General features: G+C 53.2%; 11 protein-coding genes. 9 read left to right on the top strand and 2 right to left on the bottom strand.

Annotation, left to right across the window (positions count from 1 at the left end):
* Positions 1-25: 25 nt before the first annotated feature.
* Complete coding sequence (locus GM154_RS20180) at positions 26-1,177, bottom strand: acyltransferase (protein ID WP_219653169.1); 1,152 nt, start codon at positions 1,175-1,177, stop codon at positions 26-28.
* A 502-nt stretch (positions 1,178-1,679) separates the two neighbouring features.
* On the opposite strand from GM154_RS20180, the gene GM154_RS20175 reads away from it, so the two are divergent.
* The 9 genes from GM154_RS20175 (at position 1,680) to GM154_RS20135 (ending at position 13,811) form a co-directional block, all read left to right on the top strand.
* The gene (locus GM154_RS20175; RefSeq protein ID WP_258019946.1) at positions 1,680-3,749 is read left to right on the top strand and encodes an acyltransferase family protein; all 2,070 of its coding nucleotides are present in this window, start codon (positions 1,680-1,682) and stop codon (positions 3,747-3,749) included.
* Positions 3,750-4,249: 500 nt separating this feature from the next.
* Positions 4,250-5,134 (top strand): EamA family transporter, encoded by an 885-nt coding sequence (locus GM154_RS20170; protein ID WP_074828577.1) that lies wholly within the window; start codon positions 4,250-4,252, stop codon positions 5,132-5,134.
* 150 nt (positions 5,135-5,284) lie between these two features.
* Positions 5,285-7,735, top strand: a complete 2,451-nt coding sequence (locus tag GM154_RS20165; RefSeq protein WP_219653167.1) for an EAL domain-containing protein — start codon at positions 5,285-5,287, stop codon at positions 7,733-7,735.
* Between the two features lie 195 nt (positions 7,736-7,930).
* Positions 7,931-8,335 (top strand): RNA polymerase-binding protein DksA, encoded by a 405-nt coding sequence (gene dksA / locus GM154_RS20160; protein ID WP_074828302.1) that lies wholly within the window; start codon positions 7,931-7,933, stop codon positions 8,333-8,335.
* A complete protein-coding gene (gene zigA, locus GM154_RS20155) occupies positions 8,319-9,557 on the top strand; it encodes a zinc metallochaperone GTPase ZigA (protein WP_219653166.1) in 1,239 nt (412 codons plus the stop codon). Before dksA ends, zigA begins: the two co-directional genes overlap by 17 nt.
* A gap of 188 nt (positions 9,558-9,745) precedes the next feature.
* Positions 9,746-10,816, top strand: coding sequence for an ABC transporter substrate-binding protein (locus GM154_RS20150; protein ID WP_010798955.1), 1,071 nt, complete (start codon positions 9,746-9,748; stop codon positions 10,814-10,816).
* Positions 10,813-11,853, top strand: a complete 1,041-nt coding sequence (locus tag GM154_RS20145; protein WP_219653165.1) for an iron ABC transporter permease — start codon at positions 10,813-10,815, stop codon at positions 11,851-11,853. Before GM154_RS20150 ends, GM154_RS20145 begins: the two co-directional genes overlap by 4 nt.
* Positions 11,850-12,611 carry an ABC transporter ATP-binding protein gene (locus GM154_RS20140; protein ID WP_219653164.1) on the top strand — a complete coding sequence of 254 codons (762 nt, stop codon included), beginning with the start codon at positions 11,850-11,852 and terminating at the stop codon, positions 12,609-12,611. Before GM154_RS20145 ends, GM154_RS20140 begins: the two co-directional genes overlap by 4 nt.
* A gap of 402 nt (positions 12,612-13,013) precedes the next feature.
* Positions 13,014-13,811, top strand: a complete 798-nt coding sequence (locus GM154_RS20135) for an undecaprenyl-diphosphate phosphatase (protein ID WP_074828313.1) — start codon at positions 13,014-13,016, stop codon at positions 13,809-13,811.
* 324 nt (positions 13,812-14,135) lie between these two features.
* Here the strand turns inward: GM154_RS20135 and GM154_RS20130 are convergent, their stop codons facing one another.
* Positions 14,136-14,753, bottom strand: coding sequence for a histidine phosphatase family protein (locus tag GM154_RS20130; RefSeq protein ID WP_010798951.1), 618 nt, complete (start codon positions 14,751-14,753; stop codon positions 14,136-14,138).
* Between the last annotated feature and the right edge of the window lie 40 nt (positions 14,754-14,793).

The following is a 14,793-nucleotide window of genomic DNA, read 5'->3' as shown; positions in this document are numbered from 1 at the left end:
AGGCCGCGTAGCGACTAAAAACTCATCAAGGAGGCGGTGCCAATGCTTCAATGCCTTGTTTGGGCTTGAGGATAAATGGTTTTTCAATCATAAGAAACGTGATCGTCGAAATACCGCACACCAGCAACAGGATAAAAGGTAAAAACGCAAGGTAGCTGGTAACGCTTCCGCCGGTTACGGCAAAGCCATTGCACAGCGTAAAGACAACGTACAGAACGATGCCATGCAGCAGATAGATGCTGTAGCTGATCTCGCCCAAGGTCTTGAGGCCGCGCCGACTAAGCAGGCCAAACAGATCGTTTCCCAACGCCATGATCAGGAAAACTATGCCCAACATGCTTACTTGCAACAACGAAAAATAGTCATCCAACCCCATGCTGATACCAATCAATACCACGGCAAGCACCGCCGCAGGTTTGCTCCTGAGCTTGGAAATCCAATGAGGACGGTGGTTTTTAACAAGCACCGGTAGGAAACCGGCCAGAAACAGAATGCCTAATGAAGCATCAATAAAGTGAAAATAATGTGCAGGTATTACAGCAAGGGCGACAAGCAGAGAACCAGCCAGATACCAACCATAGCCTTGGCGATTCAAAAGAGCTGCCAATACCGGTAACAGTAAATAGAAAAACCACTCGTATTTTAGTGTCCATTGAACACCTGCCGTGATCAACCAGCTGTCTTCAAATCCATTAAAGGAGGATCCCTTGAATATTCCCCATCGTATTATTTCTTTCACCAGTTGAGGCAAACTGACCAAGTGAAACTGAGTCTGACAAAAACTGACAGCCGCTACGACTAGAACAGCAAAAACGTACAAAGGCATTATTCTTTTGACTCGAGAGCTAAAAACCCTTTTCCAGTCAATACTACTTTTGTTATAAATTTTTCCGAAAAACAGGAATCCGGTGATCATAAAGAACATAGATACGGGAACCGCGCCCATATTGTTCATGATGGTATTATCAGACCTGCCCCACTCTCCCGTTGCCTTCCAGTTATAGGTAACAAAAAAGTGGGAACATACGACCGATGTCGCCAGCAAGCCCCTGAGTGCATCCAGCGGAGAAGATCGTGAAAGCGCTTGACTTGACAGGATAGCGGTCTTGCTGAAGACATGGTCAAGTACGAAGAGCGAAATTATATACAGCGATATAATTCCAAAGGTCATCGTCATTTGGTTGAGTTCTCTTTCAATAATTCCATTTATGATCGGTCAGATAAACGCCATGACAGCCACTACGGCTCATCTGACTTCAGTTTTAACCAGACGCGCGCCATGAAAGCAGTGCGATAGAGCCCTTTATCGTAAAGAAACTCACCCTGCTTAAACAATGATAGCCATTTGACCCATACATCTTATATGCCGCAAAGATAAAGCAGCCCGCTCCCTTACCCTATCCTCTTACTCTTTTTTAAAAGCCAAACCAACGCGAACCAATCAGCTGCTGCGCCTTACATGGTGGCAATCTGATACCTCATTAAAATCGTTGCAACCCATATTGACATCACATAGTTCTAGATATTAAGCGCACATTATTTGTAGTTTACTTTATAAATTAACCACATAGTACATGTCGAATAATTGATCTAATTCTCAAAAAAACTTCTACTCTTTTTTTGCTATGAACTAACTTAGCAGCCGTGAAAGTTCTCATCTCATCGGAGCGTGCTTATTCATGGAAAGGGACTATAGAAGTGACATAGATGGTTTAAGAGCGATAGCGGTATTGCTTGTATTACTTAACCACGTTGGGGTTTCTGGTTTTGGGGGTGGATTTATAGGGGTCGATGTCTTTTTTGTGATTTCAGGTTTTCTGATTACACAAAACATTGCCGCTCAGGCTGAAAGGAGCAGCTTCAGCTTTACCCGTTTTTATTTAAACCGCATCAAGCGTTTAATGCCTGCACTGACAGTAGTCATTTTCTGCACAAGCATTGCCGCTTTTTTTGTTTTATTACCAAATGATTTGATTGGTTTTAGCCGAAGTGCACTGTTTTCCTACTTCGGACTTTCGAATTTTTACTTCTGGAAGGATACGGATGGCTATTTTTCATCCAGTAGCCATGAAGTCCCTTTGCTACATACCTGGTCACTGGCGGTTGAAGAGCAATACTACTTCGTCTGGCCTTTACTTTTTCTGCTCGGCTACCGTCTATTAGGTAAACGACTGTTCAACTGGGCGATCCTTGCCGTACTGGTCGTTGCCATTGTCATCTCCGAGCTAGGCGCGCTATACAAACCATTGTCCGCCTACTATCTCTTGCCGACACGGGCCTTTGAGCTGCTGATTGGAAGCGCTTTGGCCATGCACTGGAGAACACTGGGTAGTCCCGGCAAACACTTGTCTACCCTTGCAGGTCTGGCAGGTCTTGCTCTGATCCTGATACCGGCGTTGGTACTGGACAAGGCAAGCCCTTTCCCAGGGCTGAATGCACTCTGGCCATGCCTTGGAGCAGCACTGCTTATCTGGTCCGGCGGTCACCATCGTACCGTAGCGTCTCAGTTGTTGTCGTTGCGGCCGCTGGTATTCATTGGCCTGATTTCCTATTCCTTGTACCTATGGCACTGGCCGCTGATCGCTTTTCATAACTATGTTCATGGAAAGATTACGGCGACAGATCAGATCATGCTGGTCAGCATTTCCCTTGCGCTGGCATACCTCAGCTGGCGCTTCGTAGAGCAGCCTTTCCGTACTCAGATCAAATTCAAGCCGCAAAATACCTTCGCGTTTCTTTATCTCTTGCCGGTACTGATGACCACGTCCTTTCTGGTGGTAGCTGCCAAGCTGGAAGGCTTTGCGTCCAGGTACGACAGTACGCTGCTGACAATGGATAAAAACGTCAAGGAAGTCTTCCCCAAGCTAAGGGCAGGCTGTTTCAACGGCGCGGACCTGTTGAATCCATTATCTGCAGATCAGTGCAAACTCGGTGTTCAGGACAAGAAAGAAGTAGATGTTCGGCTGGTAGGTGATTCGCACGCCGGGGCAATTACCGGCATGATCGATGTCATGCTCAAGGAGGCCAACCTCCGTGGATACGACATCACCCGCTCCAACACTATTTATCTGCCAGATGTGGCGGGTGTTCATGTGAACCCACGCCGTAACCATGTCGACAAGTCGATTGAGCTGACCTCCCCAGTCATCAGTAACCTGATTGAAAAGAGTCAGTTCAAGTACGTCATTCTGTCCGGGCGCTGGGCCATGTATCTGTATGGCTTGAACGAGCCGGGGATGACGGATTTCTACCGTATCCGCCCCGACGCGCCTAGTGACGACTTTATCGCCATGAACACGCTGCAGACCGGTCTTCAAAACGCAGTGGCCAAGATTGTGGCGTCTGGTGCTACGCCTGTCATTATTGAGGACGTTCCAGAAATGGGCGAAGACCTGCACCGCTGCGATATCAAGAAGCTGGCCTTCGAACTGGATGGCGACTGCTCTATTCCAGTCGTTGCGGTGAATGAGCGGCAAAAGGACTTCGACACGATTATTGATAACCTGAACAAGGTACATCCAGGCATTGTTGTGATCGACCCGAAAAGGGTGATCTGTGATACCGAACGCTGCTACTCGTCGCTCGAGAATGTACCGCTCTATATGGATGGGGACCACTTGAACACGGTCGGCTCCTCACTCATTGGGCGCAAATACATCACGGCTTATGGCAATCCGTTCAAGGTGCCTCAAGGTCTGCTGCAGACATCCAACGCTGCGAGCAGTCAATCCAGTACCGTTATACGATAGAAAGAAAATGGCCCGCCCAAACGGCGGGCCACATCAGACACTATCCTTAAAGCTGATTACCTGTTTTTAGCACCGATACTGTCTTGGTCAGTAGCACTCTTAAATAGGCTGGTATTATTGACTTCTAATGCCCTAGAAGTAGTTATCAAGTCTCGCTTAGCGCCGCTACCCGGTTTTTAAATCAGATAAGCTCAAAGCAAATAATGCGGGAAGGTGTAGGCATACGCAGCTCGCAGGGTCAAAGTTTCGCCTAGCCATGCGCAGCGTGTCGAACACACCAATAAAACGAAACGGGTATTGGACGCAATCAGCCAGAGCACGGCGTGCAACGACACGAATACCAGGCGCTCTCCCCTTACTGTTCGCCCTGAAATTCATCCAGCTGTATCTATAGTTACAAGGTGTTACCACCTAAGGTACAAACCATGGGGCCAGTCAGGGATGCCAGACCGGCTTTATTTCGCAGCCTGCGGCTGCCTCATCTGGATAACGGGTTGCACATGTCCCCTAAGGATCTGCTTCTAGCCCTGGTCGTCATTGTGGCGTGGGGTCTTAATTTCGTGGTTATCAAGATCGGACTGCATGGCGTACCTCCCATGCTGCTTGGCGCGCTGCGCTTTACCCTGGCTGCCTTACCGGCAGTTTTCTTCGTCAAGCGACCCGCCATTTCATGGAAATGGTTGCTGGCCTACGGCGCCACCATTTCATTGGGCCAGTTTTCCTTTCTGTTTTCGGCCATGTATGTGGGTATGCCCGCAGGTCTTGCCTCTCTGGTACTTCAAGCCCAGGCATTTTTTACGTTGCTGATGGCCGTTCTGTTTCTGGGCGAGCGCTTCCGCCCCCAGAACCTCATCGGCCTTATCATTGCTGCAGGTGGACTGATTTTCATTGGGATGGAAAGTGGCGGTAACCTGAGCGTATTGGGATTTGTCCTCACCCTCTGCGCGGCCGCCATGTGGGGGATGGGAAATATCGTCACCAAGCGTATCGGTCAGGTCGATATGCTGGGGCTGGTCGTATGGGGCAGCATTGTTCCACCGATCCCCTTTTACCTACTGTCGTACTGGCTTGAAGGTCCTGACCGGATAGTCAGCGCCCTACAAGGGATCAGCACATCATCGATTCTGGCCGTCATTTATCTGGCCTTCATTGCAACCTTGCTGGGCTACTGCCTGTGGAGCCGTCTGCTCTCGCGTTATCCGGCAAGCCAGGTTGCACCGTTTTCGCTGCTGGTGCCGATTATCGGTATCGCTTCGGCAGCTGTATTTCTGGATGAGCAGCTCACGTCCTTCCAGCTGGTCGGTGCCCTGCTGGTCATGGGGGGCCTAGCAGTCAATGTGTTTGGTGGCCGTCTGTTTGCACCGCGGCAACGTGTATTGAACTGACACACCTGTTCCTGCTGTTTTCTTTAGCGAGCCGTCCTCCAGCGGTTCGCTTTTTTTTGTAAAAACCCGTAAATCCGGCAACAGTTAAACGCACCTTCCGCCGATACCTTTTCATCAAACTGCCACTTATGGCATTGCTGGAAAGGTTTCATGTTCAAACGTTCGAAAGCCACCAGCCAACGTACTCATCGAGTCGTATGGCCCTTCATCTTTATCGTCTGCCTGCAGGCGCTGGTGGCTGTTGCCAGTCTGAATCTGCTGTCGACTGTCAGAGGCTATGTGACGGCTGAGAGCTTATGGAGCAAAAGCCTGGGCAACGCCATGCTGGCGTTGAACACTTACATCGATACGGGCGAGCCGAGCCACTACCAGATGTTTCTGGACTACTTCAAGGTCAATCAGCTCGATCGGCAGGCGCGTGACCTGCTAGCGGCACGTGGCAATCCTGAAGAGGCTTATAGACTGCTGGTTGCGGCGGGCAATCACCCTGCTGACATGCCGGGTATGATCCGCCTGTTTCGCTGGGCTCATACTGTCGATCCACTTCGGCAAGTTATCAATCATTGGCATGTGACCGATCCTCATATGGATGAGCTTCAGGCTTTGGCTCAAACGGTATACGCCCGCTCAGCGGACGCGTCGCTGCGAGACCGTGAGCACTGGAAGCAACAATTGCTCATGCTGCATAACCGTATGCTGCCGGAAACCATTGCTTTTTCTCGTGTGCTAGGGGAAGCCTCACGTCACTTCATTCACGTCCTGCTTCTCATCAATTTGGGAACTGCTCTGCTGCTGGTGGGCCTGACGACCTGGCGGATGCATACGCTAGTCATGCAGCGCCGCGCGTTCGAGCGGGCACTTCAAAAAGAGAAAGAACGGGCACAGATTATCCTCGCCTCTATCGTCGATGCCGTTATGGCAGTCAATGCCAATGGGCGTCTGGAATATCTCAATCCGGCCGCGGCGCGCCTGATTGGTCATACAGCGGAAGCGGCTGTAGGAAAGCCTGTCGATGCGCTACTGGATATCCAGACTGAAGACAGTGGCTCCTTAGTCCCAGCGCCTGTCAGCACTCGGCTATTTGCAGGCGAATGGCAATCCAGCGACGTAACCACGCACTACACCTTGCGCAGCAGTAACGGCAAGTCACTTCCCGTTGCCCTTGCCAGCGCTCCATTGGGACAGGTGAATGGACAGGCGGGCGCTGTCCTGGTGTTGCATGACCGGACTCGCGAACGGGAATACCTTGATCAGCTGGCATGGCAGGCCGCTCACGATCCTTTGACAGGGTTGCTTAACCGACGCGAGTTCGAGCGGCGGCTAACACTGCTGCTGGAAAACACACAGGACAAGCACGCGTCTCTGCTTTTTTTCGATGTAGACCAGTTCAAGATCGTCAATGACACCACCGGCCACTTTCAGGGCGACCGCCTGCTGCTGCAGCTCTGCACCTCTCTTCAAAGCCTCTTGGATGCCAACGACACGTTGGCAAGACTGGGAGGTGATGAGTTTGGTGTATTGCTGGAAAACTGCACCCCTGAGGCTGCCGAGTCCCTTGCCGAGCGCTTGCGGCTGCTGGCCCGCAGTCAGGACTTCCAGGCAGCAGGCCAATCCTTCAAGGTGGGCCTGAGCATCGGTATCGTCCATCTGGGTGGCCGGGAACTCAGTAGTGAAGATGCCCTACGCATGGCGGATCTTGCCTGCTATGCCGCCAAGGACAAAGGCCGCAACCGGATCCAGGTCTACACCTATGATGATAAGGAAATGACCCAGCGTCAGGGCGAAATGACCTGGGTGCAGCGAATTCACAAGGCGCTGGACGAGGATCGCTTCTGTCTGTACGCCCAGCCTATCTATGGAGTTGGCCCACAGACTGCACATGATCGCCATGTCGAGGTCCTGCTCCGGCTTCACGACGAACAAGGCACGCTGATAGGCCCGTTCGCGTTCATTCCTGCTGCCGAACGCTACGGCCTCATGGGACTACTGGATCGCTGGGTCATCAACGAGGCCTTTGCTATCTGCGCCACCTTGCCACCGGAGCTGTTAAGCGTATGCGCCATTAACCTGTCAGGCTCGTCATTGGGCGATATGTCCCTGATCGATTACATCCAGGATCGTTTGGCCCTGCACGCAGTTGCGCCCAACCGGATCTGCTTTGAGATTACCGAAACCCACGCCATAGCCAATCTCAATGCCGCACGTACGTTTATCGAGACCCTAAGAGAGTTGGGTTTTCGCTTCTCTCTGGATGATTTTGGCGCAGGGATGTCTTCGTTCACATACCTCAAACATTTACCGGTGGACTATCTCAAGATTGATGGCAGCTTTGTGAAAAACCTGCTGGAAGATCCGGTCGATCGAGCCACTGTTGATGTGATCAATCGTTTGGGTCATCTCACCGGCAAACGCACCATTGCCGAATTTGCAGAGACTTCCGCCGTTATCGAGGCCTTGAAAGTGCTCGGCGTAGATTATGTACAGGGTTATGCCGTCTCCCACCCTCAGCCATTCACCCGTCAGATATGCGCTCAATGGGCTACCGAACTATGGGCGCCTGAGGAGCCTCAGGCAGACACAAAGCCTGTTCATTTCAACTGAATCTCTCACTGCCCCAACGGATCGGTTGGGGCACGTTGACTTTTAATCCCCTTCAGATGCGTGGTTACACTTATAGACTGGCTGCGTAGCTCGGCCTAACTGATCTCGCTACCGTAAAAGGCACAGCTGGAGAGGCATTGATTCGTCCTAAACGATCCTGTATTGTTATGTTATAACATTTATAGGTTATTTCTTATGAACGAGCATGAGCTCATGGCACAACCTGTAGAAGCCTATATGAGTGAAGCCCAACAGGCTTTTTTCAAACAGCGGCTGGAGACCGAACGGAAAGAGTTGTCTCGCCAGATCGATGCTGAATTCCAGGCCCTACGAACGCTTGAGTATTCTGCAGATGCCGCGGACATCGCCACCCGGGAAGAGCAGCAGCAATGGCAGCTACGCCAACTGGAGCGCCAGAAAAAGCTGATCGACAAGATCGACGCCGCTCTCGATCGCTTGGCTCAAGGTACCTACGGCTGGTGCGAGGAAACGGGTGAGCCTATAGGCCTTGGCCGACTCCTGCTACGCCCGACGGCCACCCTTTGTATCGAAGCCAAGCAACGACAGGAACAACGTGAACGCCATGTCCGCCAGGATTGATCCCTCCCCTTCTCTTTCTTCATTGCCTGTAACGGTACTGTCCGGCTTTCTGGGTGCCGGCAAGAGCACCTTGCTGAACCATATCCTTAAAAACCGTGAAAACCGGCGGGTTGCGGTCATCGTTAACGACATGAGCGAAGTCAATATCGACGGAAGCGAAGTGCAACGTGACGTCAGCCTCAATCGCGCGGAAGAAAAACTGATCGAAATGAGCAACGGCTGCATCTGTTGCACGCTGCGTGAAGACCTGCTTGAAGAAGTCAGCCGCTTGGCACGTGAAGGCCGCTTCGACTACCTGCTCATCGAGTCGACTGGCATTTCCGAGCCGCTTCCGGTTGCCGAGACGTTTACCTTCCGAGACGAACAGGGTACCAGTCTTGCCGATCTCGCACGACTCGACACATTGGTCACCGTTGTAGATGGTGTCAACTTTCTGCAGGATTACCAGAATGCCGACAGCCTGGCTTCGCGCGGTGAGACGTTGGGTGACGATGATGAGCGCTCCATTACCGACTTGCTGATTGAGCAGGTAGAGTTTGCAGACGTCATTCTGATCAGCAAGATAGACCTGATCAGCCAGGCCGAACGTGAAGAACTCGTTGCGATTCTGAAGCGACTCAATACCCATGCCCGTATTCATTCAATGGTAATGGGTGACGTCCCACTGGACATGATTCTCAACACCGGCCTTTTCGATTTTGAACGCGCCGCACATGCGCCGGGCTGGCTCAAGGAAATGCGTGGCGAGCATATTCCTGAAACGCAGGAGTATGGCATTGCCTCTACGTCCTATAAGGCACGCCGCCCCTTTCATCCCCAACGTTTCTTCGACTTTCTGAACCAGGATTGGCATAACGGGCGACTGCTTCGCTCCAAAGGATACTTCTGGCTGGCCTCCAAGCCAGAAGAAGCCGGTAGCTGGTCTCAGGCGGGAGGGCTCATGCGACATGGCCCGGCGGGCCAATGGTGGCGCTTCGTCCCTAAGACGTCCTGGCCTCAGGATGACGAAGGCCTGGAGAGCATCATGGCTTGCTGGAACCCGGAGGTAGGCGACTGCCGCCAGGAACTCGTGTTTATCGGTCAGAATGTGGACTTCAATCTATTGAAGAATGAGCTGGACCGTTGCCTGCTAACCGATCAGGAGTTTGCACTAGGGTCGCACGTCTGGCGTACTTGGCCCGATCCTTTTGGGGACTGGACAGACGATCAGGCAACCAACTGATCGGACACCACAGTAGATTGTAGAAGCGTGCTTCGCTCTTTCATGCCGAGCATTACTTGGTCGCACCGTTGTGCCTGTGTGTAGAACCTGCCTTAAACCCTTTACGTTATTCAGGCTCAAGCATGGATAGCGGCTTGAGGGTTATCATGGGCGTTTAATGGGACGTGTCATCCCTTACAAGGAATATCATGCGGTTTGCTTGCGTTAAATCGGCGATGCCTGCTCGTCGACTCATTCCACTGCTGGGATTACTTCTGGTATCAGTCACCTCATTTACCAGCGTTGCCTTGGCTGAAAACCATACGACCTATCCGCTTACCATGAACAATTGCGGACATACACTGACCTTTGCGGATTCGCCCAAGCGAGCCGTTACGCTGGGACAGGCCAGTACAGAGTTGTTGCTCTCACTGGGCCTGGCTGATCGTATGGTGGGAACAGGCATCTGGTTCGGTCCGATTCAGCCCACCCTCAAGGCCGATAACGATAAGATTCCTCGGCTTGCTGATAACGCACCCAGCTTTGAAGCGGTCGCCAACACATCGCCGGATTTCGTCGCTGCGCAATACACCTACCATGTTGGTCCGAATGGCGAAGTGGCCACGTTCGAACAGCTGGCGTCACTGGGTATCCCTGCCTATATAGCGCCGAGCGATTGCGAGGGGAAAGAGGTAACGGCTACGTCCAATGCCGACGGTAGCCGCACCAAACCGTTCACGCTCGATCTGATAACCCAGGAAATCCACGAGCTTGCACGTATTTTTGATGTCCAGGCGCGCGGCGATGCCCTGGCCCATCAGTTGGATGAGCGCTTGAAGCAGGCTATTGCCCAAGCCGGGCAACACACGCATATGCCTCAGTCGGTCGTGTACTGGTTTTCCAGCTCACGCCTGGAAGGTGATCCATGGGTAGCCGGTCAGCAGGGTGTCCCGGCGTATATTTCAGAGGTGCTCGGCCTGAATAACGTTATCCAGAGCAACGATGAATGGCCCAGCGTCAGCTGGGAGCAGATTGCCGCCCAGGATCCGGATCTGCTTGTCATCACGCGGATGGAGAGACGCCTCTATCCGGCAGACGATGTGGAGAAAAAACTTGCCTTTCTTCGCAGCGATCCCGTAACACGTCAGCTCAAGGCCGTCCGGAATAATCAGATTATCGTTGTGGATGCGCAGTCACTTAATCCTTCGATGCGCGTTCTGGACGGTATCGAGGCGATTTCCAATGCTCTGGAAACGTCTCACTCCAGGCCAGTCCAATGATACAACCGCTGTCCAATGATCGCGGCAGGCCCTGGCGCCTGCTGTTTGCGTTGCTGTCAATGGTTTCGCTGGGCGTTTCGATATTAATGGCGGCATCGCTGGGAGAAATACAGATTCCCTTCGATATTACGCTGAAGGCCATCCTCAATGGGCTGGGCTGGGGAGACTATGCACTTAACCCAATTCAGCAGGGCATTGTCTGGGAATATCGACTGAGCCGCGCTCTGGTCGCTGCATCTTGCGGTGCCGGATTGGCATTATGCGGTGCGATTCTGCAAGCTCTCCTACGCAATGCGCTGGCCGAACCCTACGTGCTGGGCATTTCGGCGGGTGCGTCTACCGGAGCGGTTGTCGTTATGTTGCTGGGCATAGGTGCCGGCACCCTAAGTCTCTCAGTTGGTGCATTCCTAGGTGCAGTGCTGGCCTTCGTACTGGTTCTGCTTCTGGCAGCAAAGCTCAACAGTGGACCGACCCGCATTTTGCTGGCAGGCGTGGCAGGCTCCCAGCTTTTCAACGCCCTGACGGCGTATATCGTGTCAACGTCCGCCAACGCCGAGCAGGCTCGAAGCGTGATGTTCTGGCTCCTGGGGAGTCTGGGCGGTATCCGCTGGCCGGACGTCACCCTAGCCGTGGGTGCGGTCGGCATTGGCCTGGTAGCCTGTCTGTTTTTTGCCCGTACGCTGGATGCGTTCTCGTTTGGTGAAGAAACCGCAGCCTCTCTGGGTGTTCCGGTAATCGCCGTGCGCCTGATTCTTTTTGCGCTGACAGCACTGATTACCGCTACGATGGTCAGCCTTGTAGGCGCGGTAGGGTTTGTAGGCCTGGTCATTCCCCATGCCGCACGCTTTCTGGTAGGTCCGTCGCACACTCGACTTCTGCCCGCATCCATTTTGCTGGGTGCCAATTTTCTCGTGCTGGCGGATATCGTCTCTCGCATACTGGTTCCCCATCAGGTCCTGCCTATCGGGGTCGTGACCGCGCTGGTAGGTGCGCCGGCCTTTGCGCTGATCCTGTATCGTACGAGGACATCACCATGACCCTGGCTGCACATCGCGTCTCCTGGTCGGTGAGTCGTCGCCTGCTGGTGGATGGCGTAACGCTGGAAATTCCCAAGGGAGGCGTCATAGGTCTGATCGGCCCTAATGGGTCGGGAAAATCTTCGCTGCTCCGGTTGCTGGCAGGCTTGCGCACCCCTACGGACGGCAGTGTCACGCTGGATAACGACCCGGTAAGCCGCCTGCCTCGCCGTACGGTGGCGCGGCGAATCGCTATGGTCGAGCAGCACGCTTCGACCGAGGCTGACCTATCGGTCCTGGAAACGGTACGTCTGGGCAGAACGCCTCACCGAACGGTACTCTCGCCCTGGACAGCCAGGGATGACCAAGTGGTGGAGCAAGCGCTACAGCATGTTGGCATGCACAACAGCCGGCATCAGCGTTGGCACACGCTTTCCGGTGGTGAGCGCCAGCGGGTACAGATTGCGCGCGCCCTGGCCCAGGAGCCAACCGAACTGTTGCTGGACGAGCCGACCAACCATCTGGATATCCAGCATCAGCTCGAGCTGCTTTCACTGATTCACCGCCTTCCACTGACCTGCGTCCTGGCCATCCATGATCTGAACCTGGCGGCTATGTTTTGCGATACGCTGGCCGTTCTACACGAAGGCCGCTGCATTGCCTCGGGACGGCCGCAAGAGGTGCTTACGGCAGAGCTTATCCATTCGGTGTATGGCGTCAGAGCAGAGGTAGCCCCCTCCGCCTATCACGGAAGACTGCATATTCAATACCTGATATGAGTCGCGGCGCGTCTCAAGTATCGAGGGGCCGGAATAACGCCTGCCTGTCAGCCCGAACCATAGCCAGTTTCAACAGCCATCTCACCCTGTGTATGTCTTCTTTATCCGACTGATACAGCCAGTACCGTCACCATTGCCAACCCAATCGGCAATACTTCCTTACTAGATCGCTTGTAAAAATTACGTGAAAAAAATGTTTAGTCTTTGTAAATAATCCTGAAAATGGGATCTTTTTAAGTGAAAGGAATCACACTCTCAAAAGCTTATTGGCTTTAAAAGGAACTAACCCCATTTTTGCCCCCCAATGCAATTCATGTTTGGGCAACTGCCTGCTGTGTTTGCATTGCAGGGCTAGCAGTGTCCAGCTTTAACTCAGTTACCGCTATGCAGTAAGGACACCTAATGGAATGGTTCCACGTATTAATCCTTTCACTCATTCAAGGGATTACCGAGTTTCTACCTGTCTCCTCCTCCGCACACCTGATTCTACCCTCCCAGCTCTTTGGCTGGCCGGACCAGGGGCTCGCCTTTGATGTGGCCGTACATGTAGGAACCCTTCTTGCGGTGGTTCTGGCCTTTCGTCATGAGGTTCTGGCGACAGCCATGGGCTGGACCCGCCAAGTTGTAACGCGCCAGTCGAGCCCGGAAAGCCGGCTTGGCTGGGCGATCATTATCGGTACTATTCCAGCAGCACTGGCAGGCCTCATGCTGGAGCATTACATCGAAAGCTATGCCCGTGCAGCCTTGGTAATCGCGACCTCCACCATCGTTTTCGGCTTGATCCTGTGGTGGGCGGACGCCAAAGGCAGCCGTACCCGGGACATGGATAGCCTGAGTTGGCAATCAGCCCTGGTGATTGGTCTGGCGCAAGCACTAGCGCTGATCCCCGGCACATCACGCTCCGGTATCACCATGACCGCAGCGCTACTGCTTGGTTTTACGCGTCAGGCAGCAGCCCGTTTTTCCTTCCTACTGTCGATTCCGCTCATCCTGGCTGCCGGGGGACTTAAGACCGTTGAACTGATCCAGACGGGCACCGATGCACAATGGGTCGATATTGCCTGGGGTGTCGGGCTGTCGTTCATCTCAGCATTGCTGTGCATCAAGCTGTTCCTGAAGGCCCTCGACAAAATCGGCATGCTTCCATTTGTGATCTATCGCCTCGTGCTTGGCGCAGTCCTGTTCGCCTTGTTTATCTAAATCACTCACACAGGGCGGTCTGCTACAGGCGGCCTGCCCTGATGAAAACTAGATGTTTTCAGCGCAAAAACAAAAACCCCGCCGAAGCGGGGTTTTTTACTCACTCTCTCTGCATCCTGCAGAGCAGCCATCCTGGCTAATCAATCATCCGTGATCTGATGCAGCACATCCTGTGCTCAAGTGATGCGCATAGAATACAGAGCAATACAGGAACGCCATAGCGCCAACCCTGCACACAGCGTGTAAGCCTTTTGCTATACCGAGCGGGAAATAGGCTGACACGGTTCTAAAACCCCTAGTCTCAGCATTGGCAGATGGCAGAGCTCAGTTGCCGCTGGGAGCCTGACTTCCCTTTAGCCAGCAGAAGGATTCAGGGCGAAGCATGAGTACCTGCCCTTGCGGAATCAGCAGGTGTGGCGCCTGTTCGTATGGAATACACCCATATAGCGCCATCAACGTTCGGATAATGCCTGCATGGGCAACCAGCACGGTGTCTTGCTTCAGATCTTCTCGGAAATAAGCCAGTCGAAGCAGGGCCTGGGCATAACTTTCGCCCTCTTCGAACTGGAAGTTAAAGGCGTCCTTTCTCCAGTGGGTAAAGGCCTCAGGATAGCGGCCCTCAATCTCATCCCAACGAAGCCCCTCCCATGTACCAAACGAAATCTCAGCAAGGCGTTCGTCGGCACGATACTGCTCGGGTGGCAACGTGAGCTGGGCCCGAACGATCTCCATTGTTTCACGGGCGCGAATCAGAGGACTTGAAGCGAAGTCCAGCGCACCAGGACTGGGTAACAGCCAATCGAGCAGAACCCCCACCGCCTGTGCCTGCTCTCGACCCTTGGCGTTGAGCGGTATGTCTCGGCGGCCCTGCATGCGACTCTCAACGTTCCAGTCGGTCTCTCCATGCCGGATCACATAGAGCGTTGGTGCCTGAGCAGTCATCACATGCTTCCTTATCGGATCAGTTAAGCGGCGGGACCAC

Origin of the sequence: Pseudomonas sp. MAG002Y, from assembly GCF_019400845.1 — a bacterium.
Taxonomy (GTDB): Bacteria; Pseudomonadota; Gammaproteobacteria; order Pseudomonadales; family Pseudomonadaceae; genus Chryseomonas; species Chryseomonas luteola.
Note: the sequence above shows the minus strand (reverse complement) of the source record. Positions and strands in the feature narration are given on the sequence as shown.

What these genes read in the sequence shown, in the direction of transcription:
- GM154_RS20180 (WP_219653169.1), bottom strand. Translation starts at nt 1,177, where the DNA reads ATGACGATGACCTTTGGAATTATATCGCTGTATATAATTTCGCTCTTC.
- GM154_RS20175 (WP_258019946.1), top strand. Translation starts at nt 1,680, where the DNA reads ATGGAAAGGGACTATAGAAGTGACATAGATGGTTTAAGAGCGATAGCG.
- GM154_RS20170 (WP_074828577.1), top strand. Translation starts at nt 4,250, where the DNA reads ATGTCCCCTAAGGATCTGCTTCTAGCCCTGGTCGTCATTGTGGCGTGG.
- GM154_RS20165 (WP_219653167.1), top strand. Translation starts at nt 5,285, where the DNA reads ATGTTCAAACGTTCGAAAGCCACCAGCCAACGTACTCATCGAGTCGTA.
- dksA (WP_074828302.1), top strand. Translation starts at nt 7,931, where the DNA reads ATGAACGAGCATGAGCTCATGGCACAACCTGTAGAAGCCTATATGAGT.
- zigA (WP_219653166.1), top strand. Translation starts at nt 8,319, where the DNA reads ATGTCCGCCAGGATTGATCCCTCCCCTTCTCTTTCTTCATTGCCTGTA.
- GM154_RS20150 (WP_010798955.1), top strand. Translation starts at nt 9,746, where the DNA reads ATGCGGTTTGCTTGCGTTAAATCGGCGATGCCTGCTCGTCGACTCATT.
- GM154_RS20145 (WP_219653165.1), top strand. Translation starts at nt 10,813, where the DNA reads ATGATACAACCGCTGTCCAATGATCGCGGCAGGCCCTGGCGCCTGCTG.
- GM154_RS20140 (WP_219653164.1), top strand. Translation starts at nt 11,850, where the DNA reads ATGACCCTGGCTGCACATCGCGTCTCCTGGTCGGTGAGTCGTCGCCTG.
- GM154_RS20135 (WP_074828313.1), top strand. Translation starts at nt 13,014, where the DNA reads ATGGAATGGTTCCACGTATTAATCCTTTCACTCATTCAAGGGATTACC.
- GM154_RS20130 (WP_010798951.1), bottom strand. Translation starts at nt 14,753, where the DNA reads ATGACTGCTCAGGCACCAACGCTCTATGTGATCCGGCATGGAGAGACC.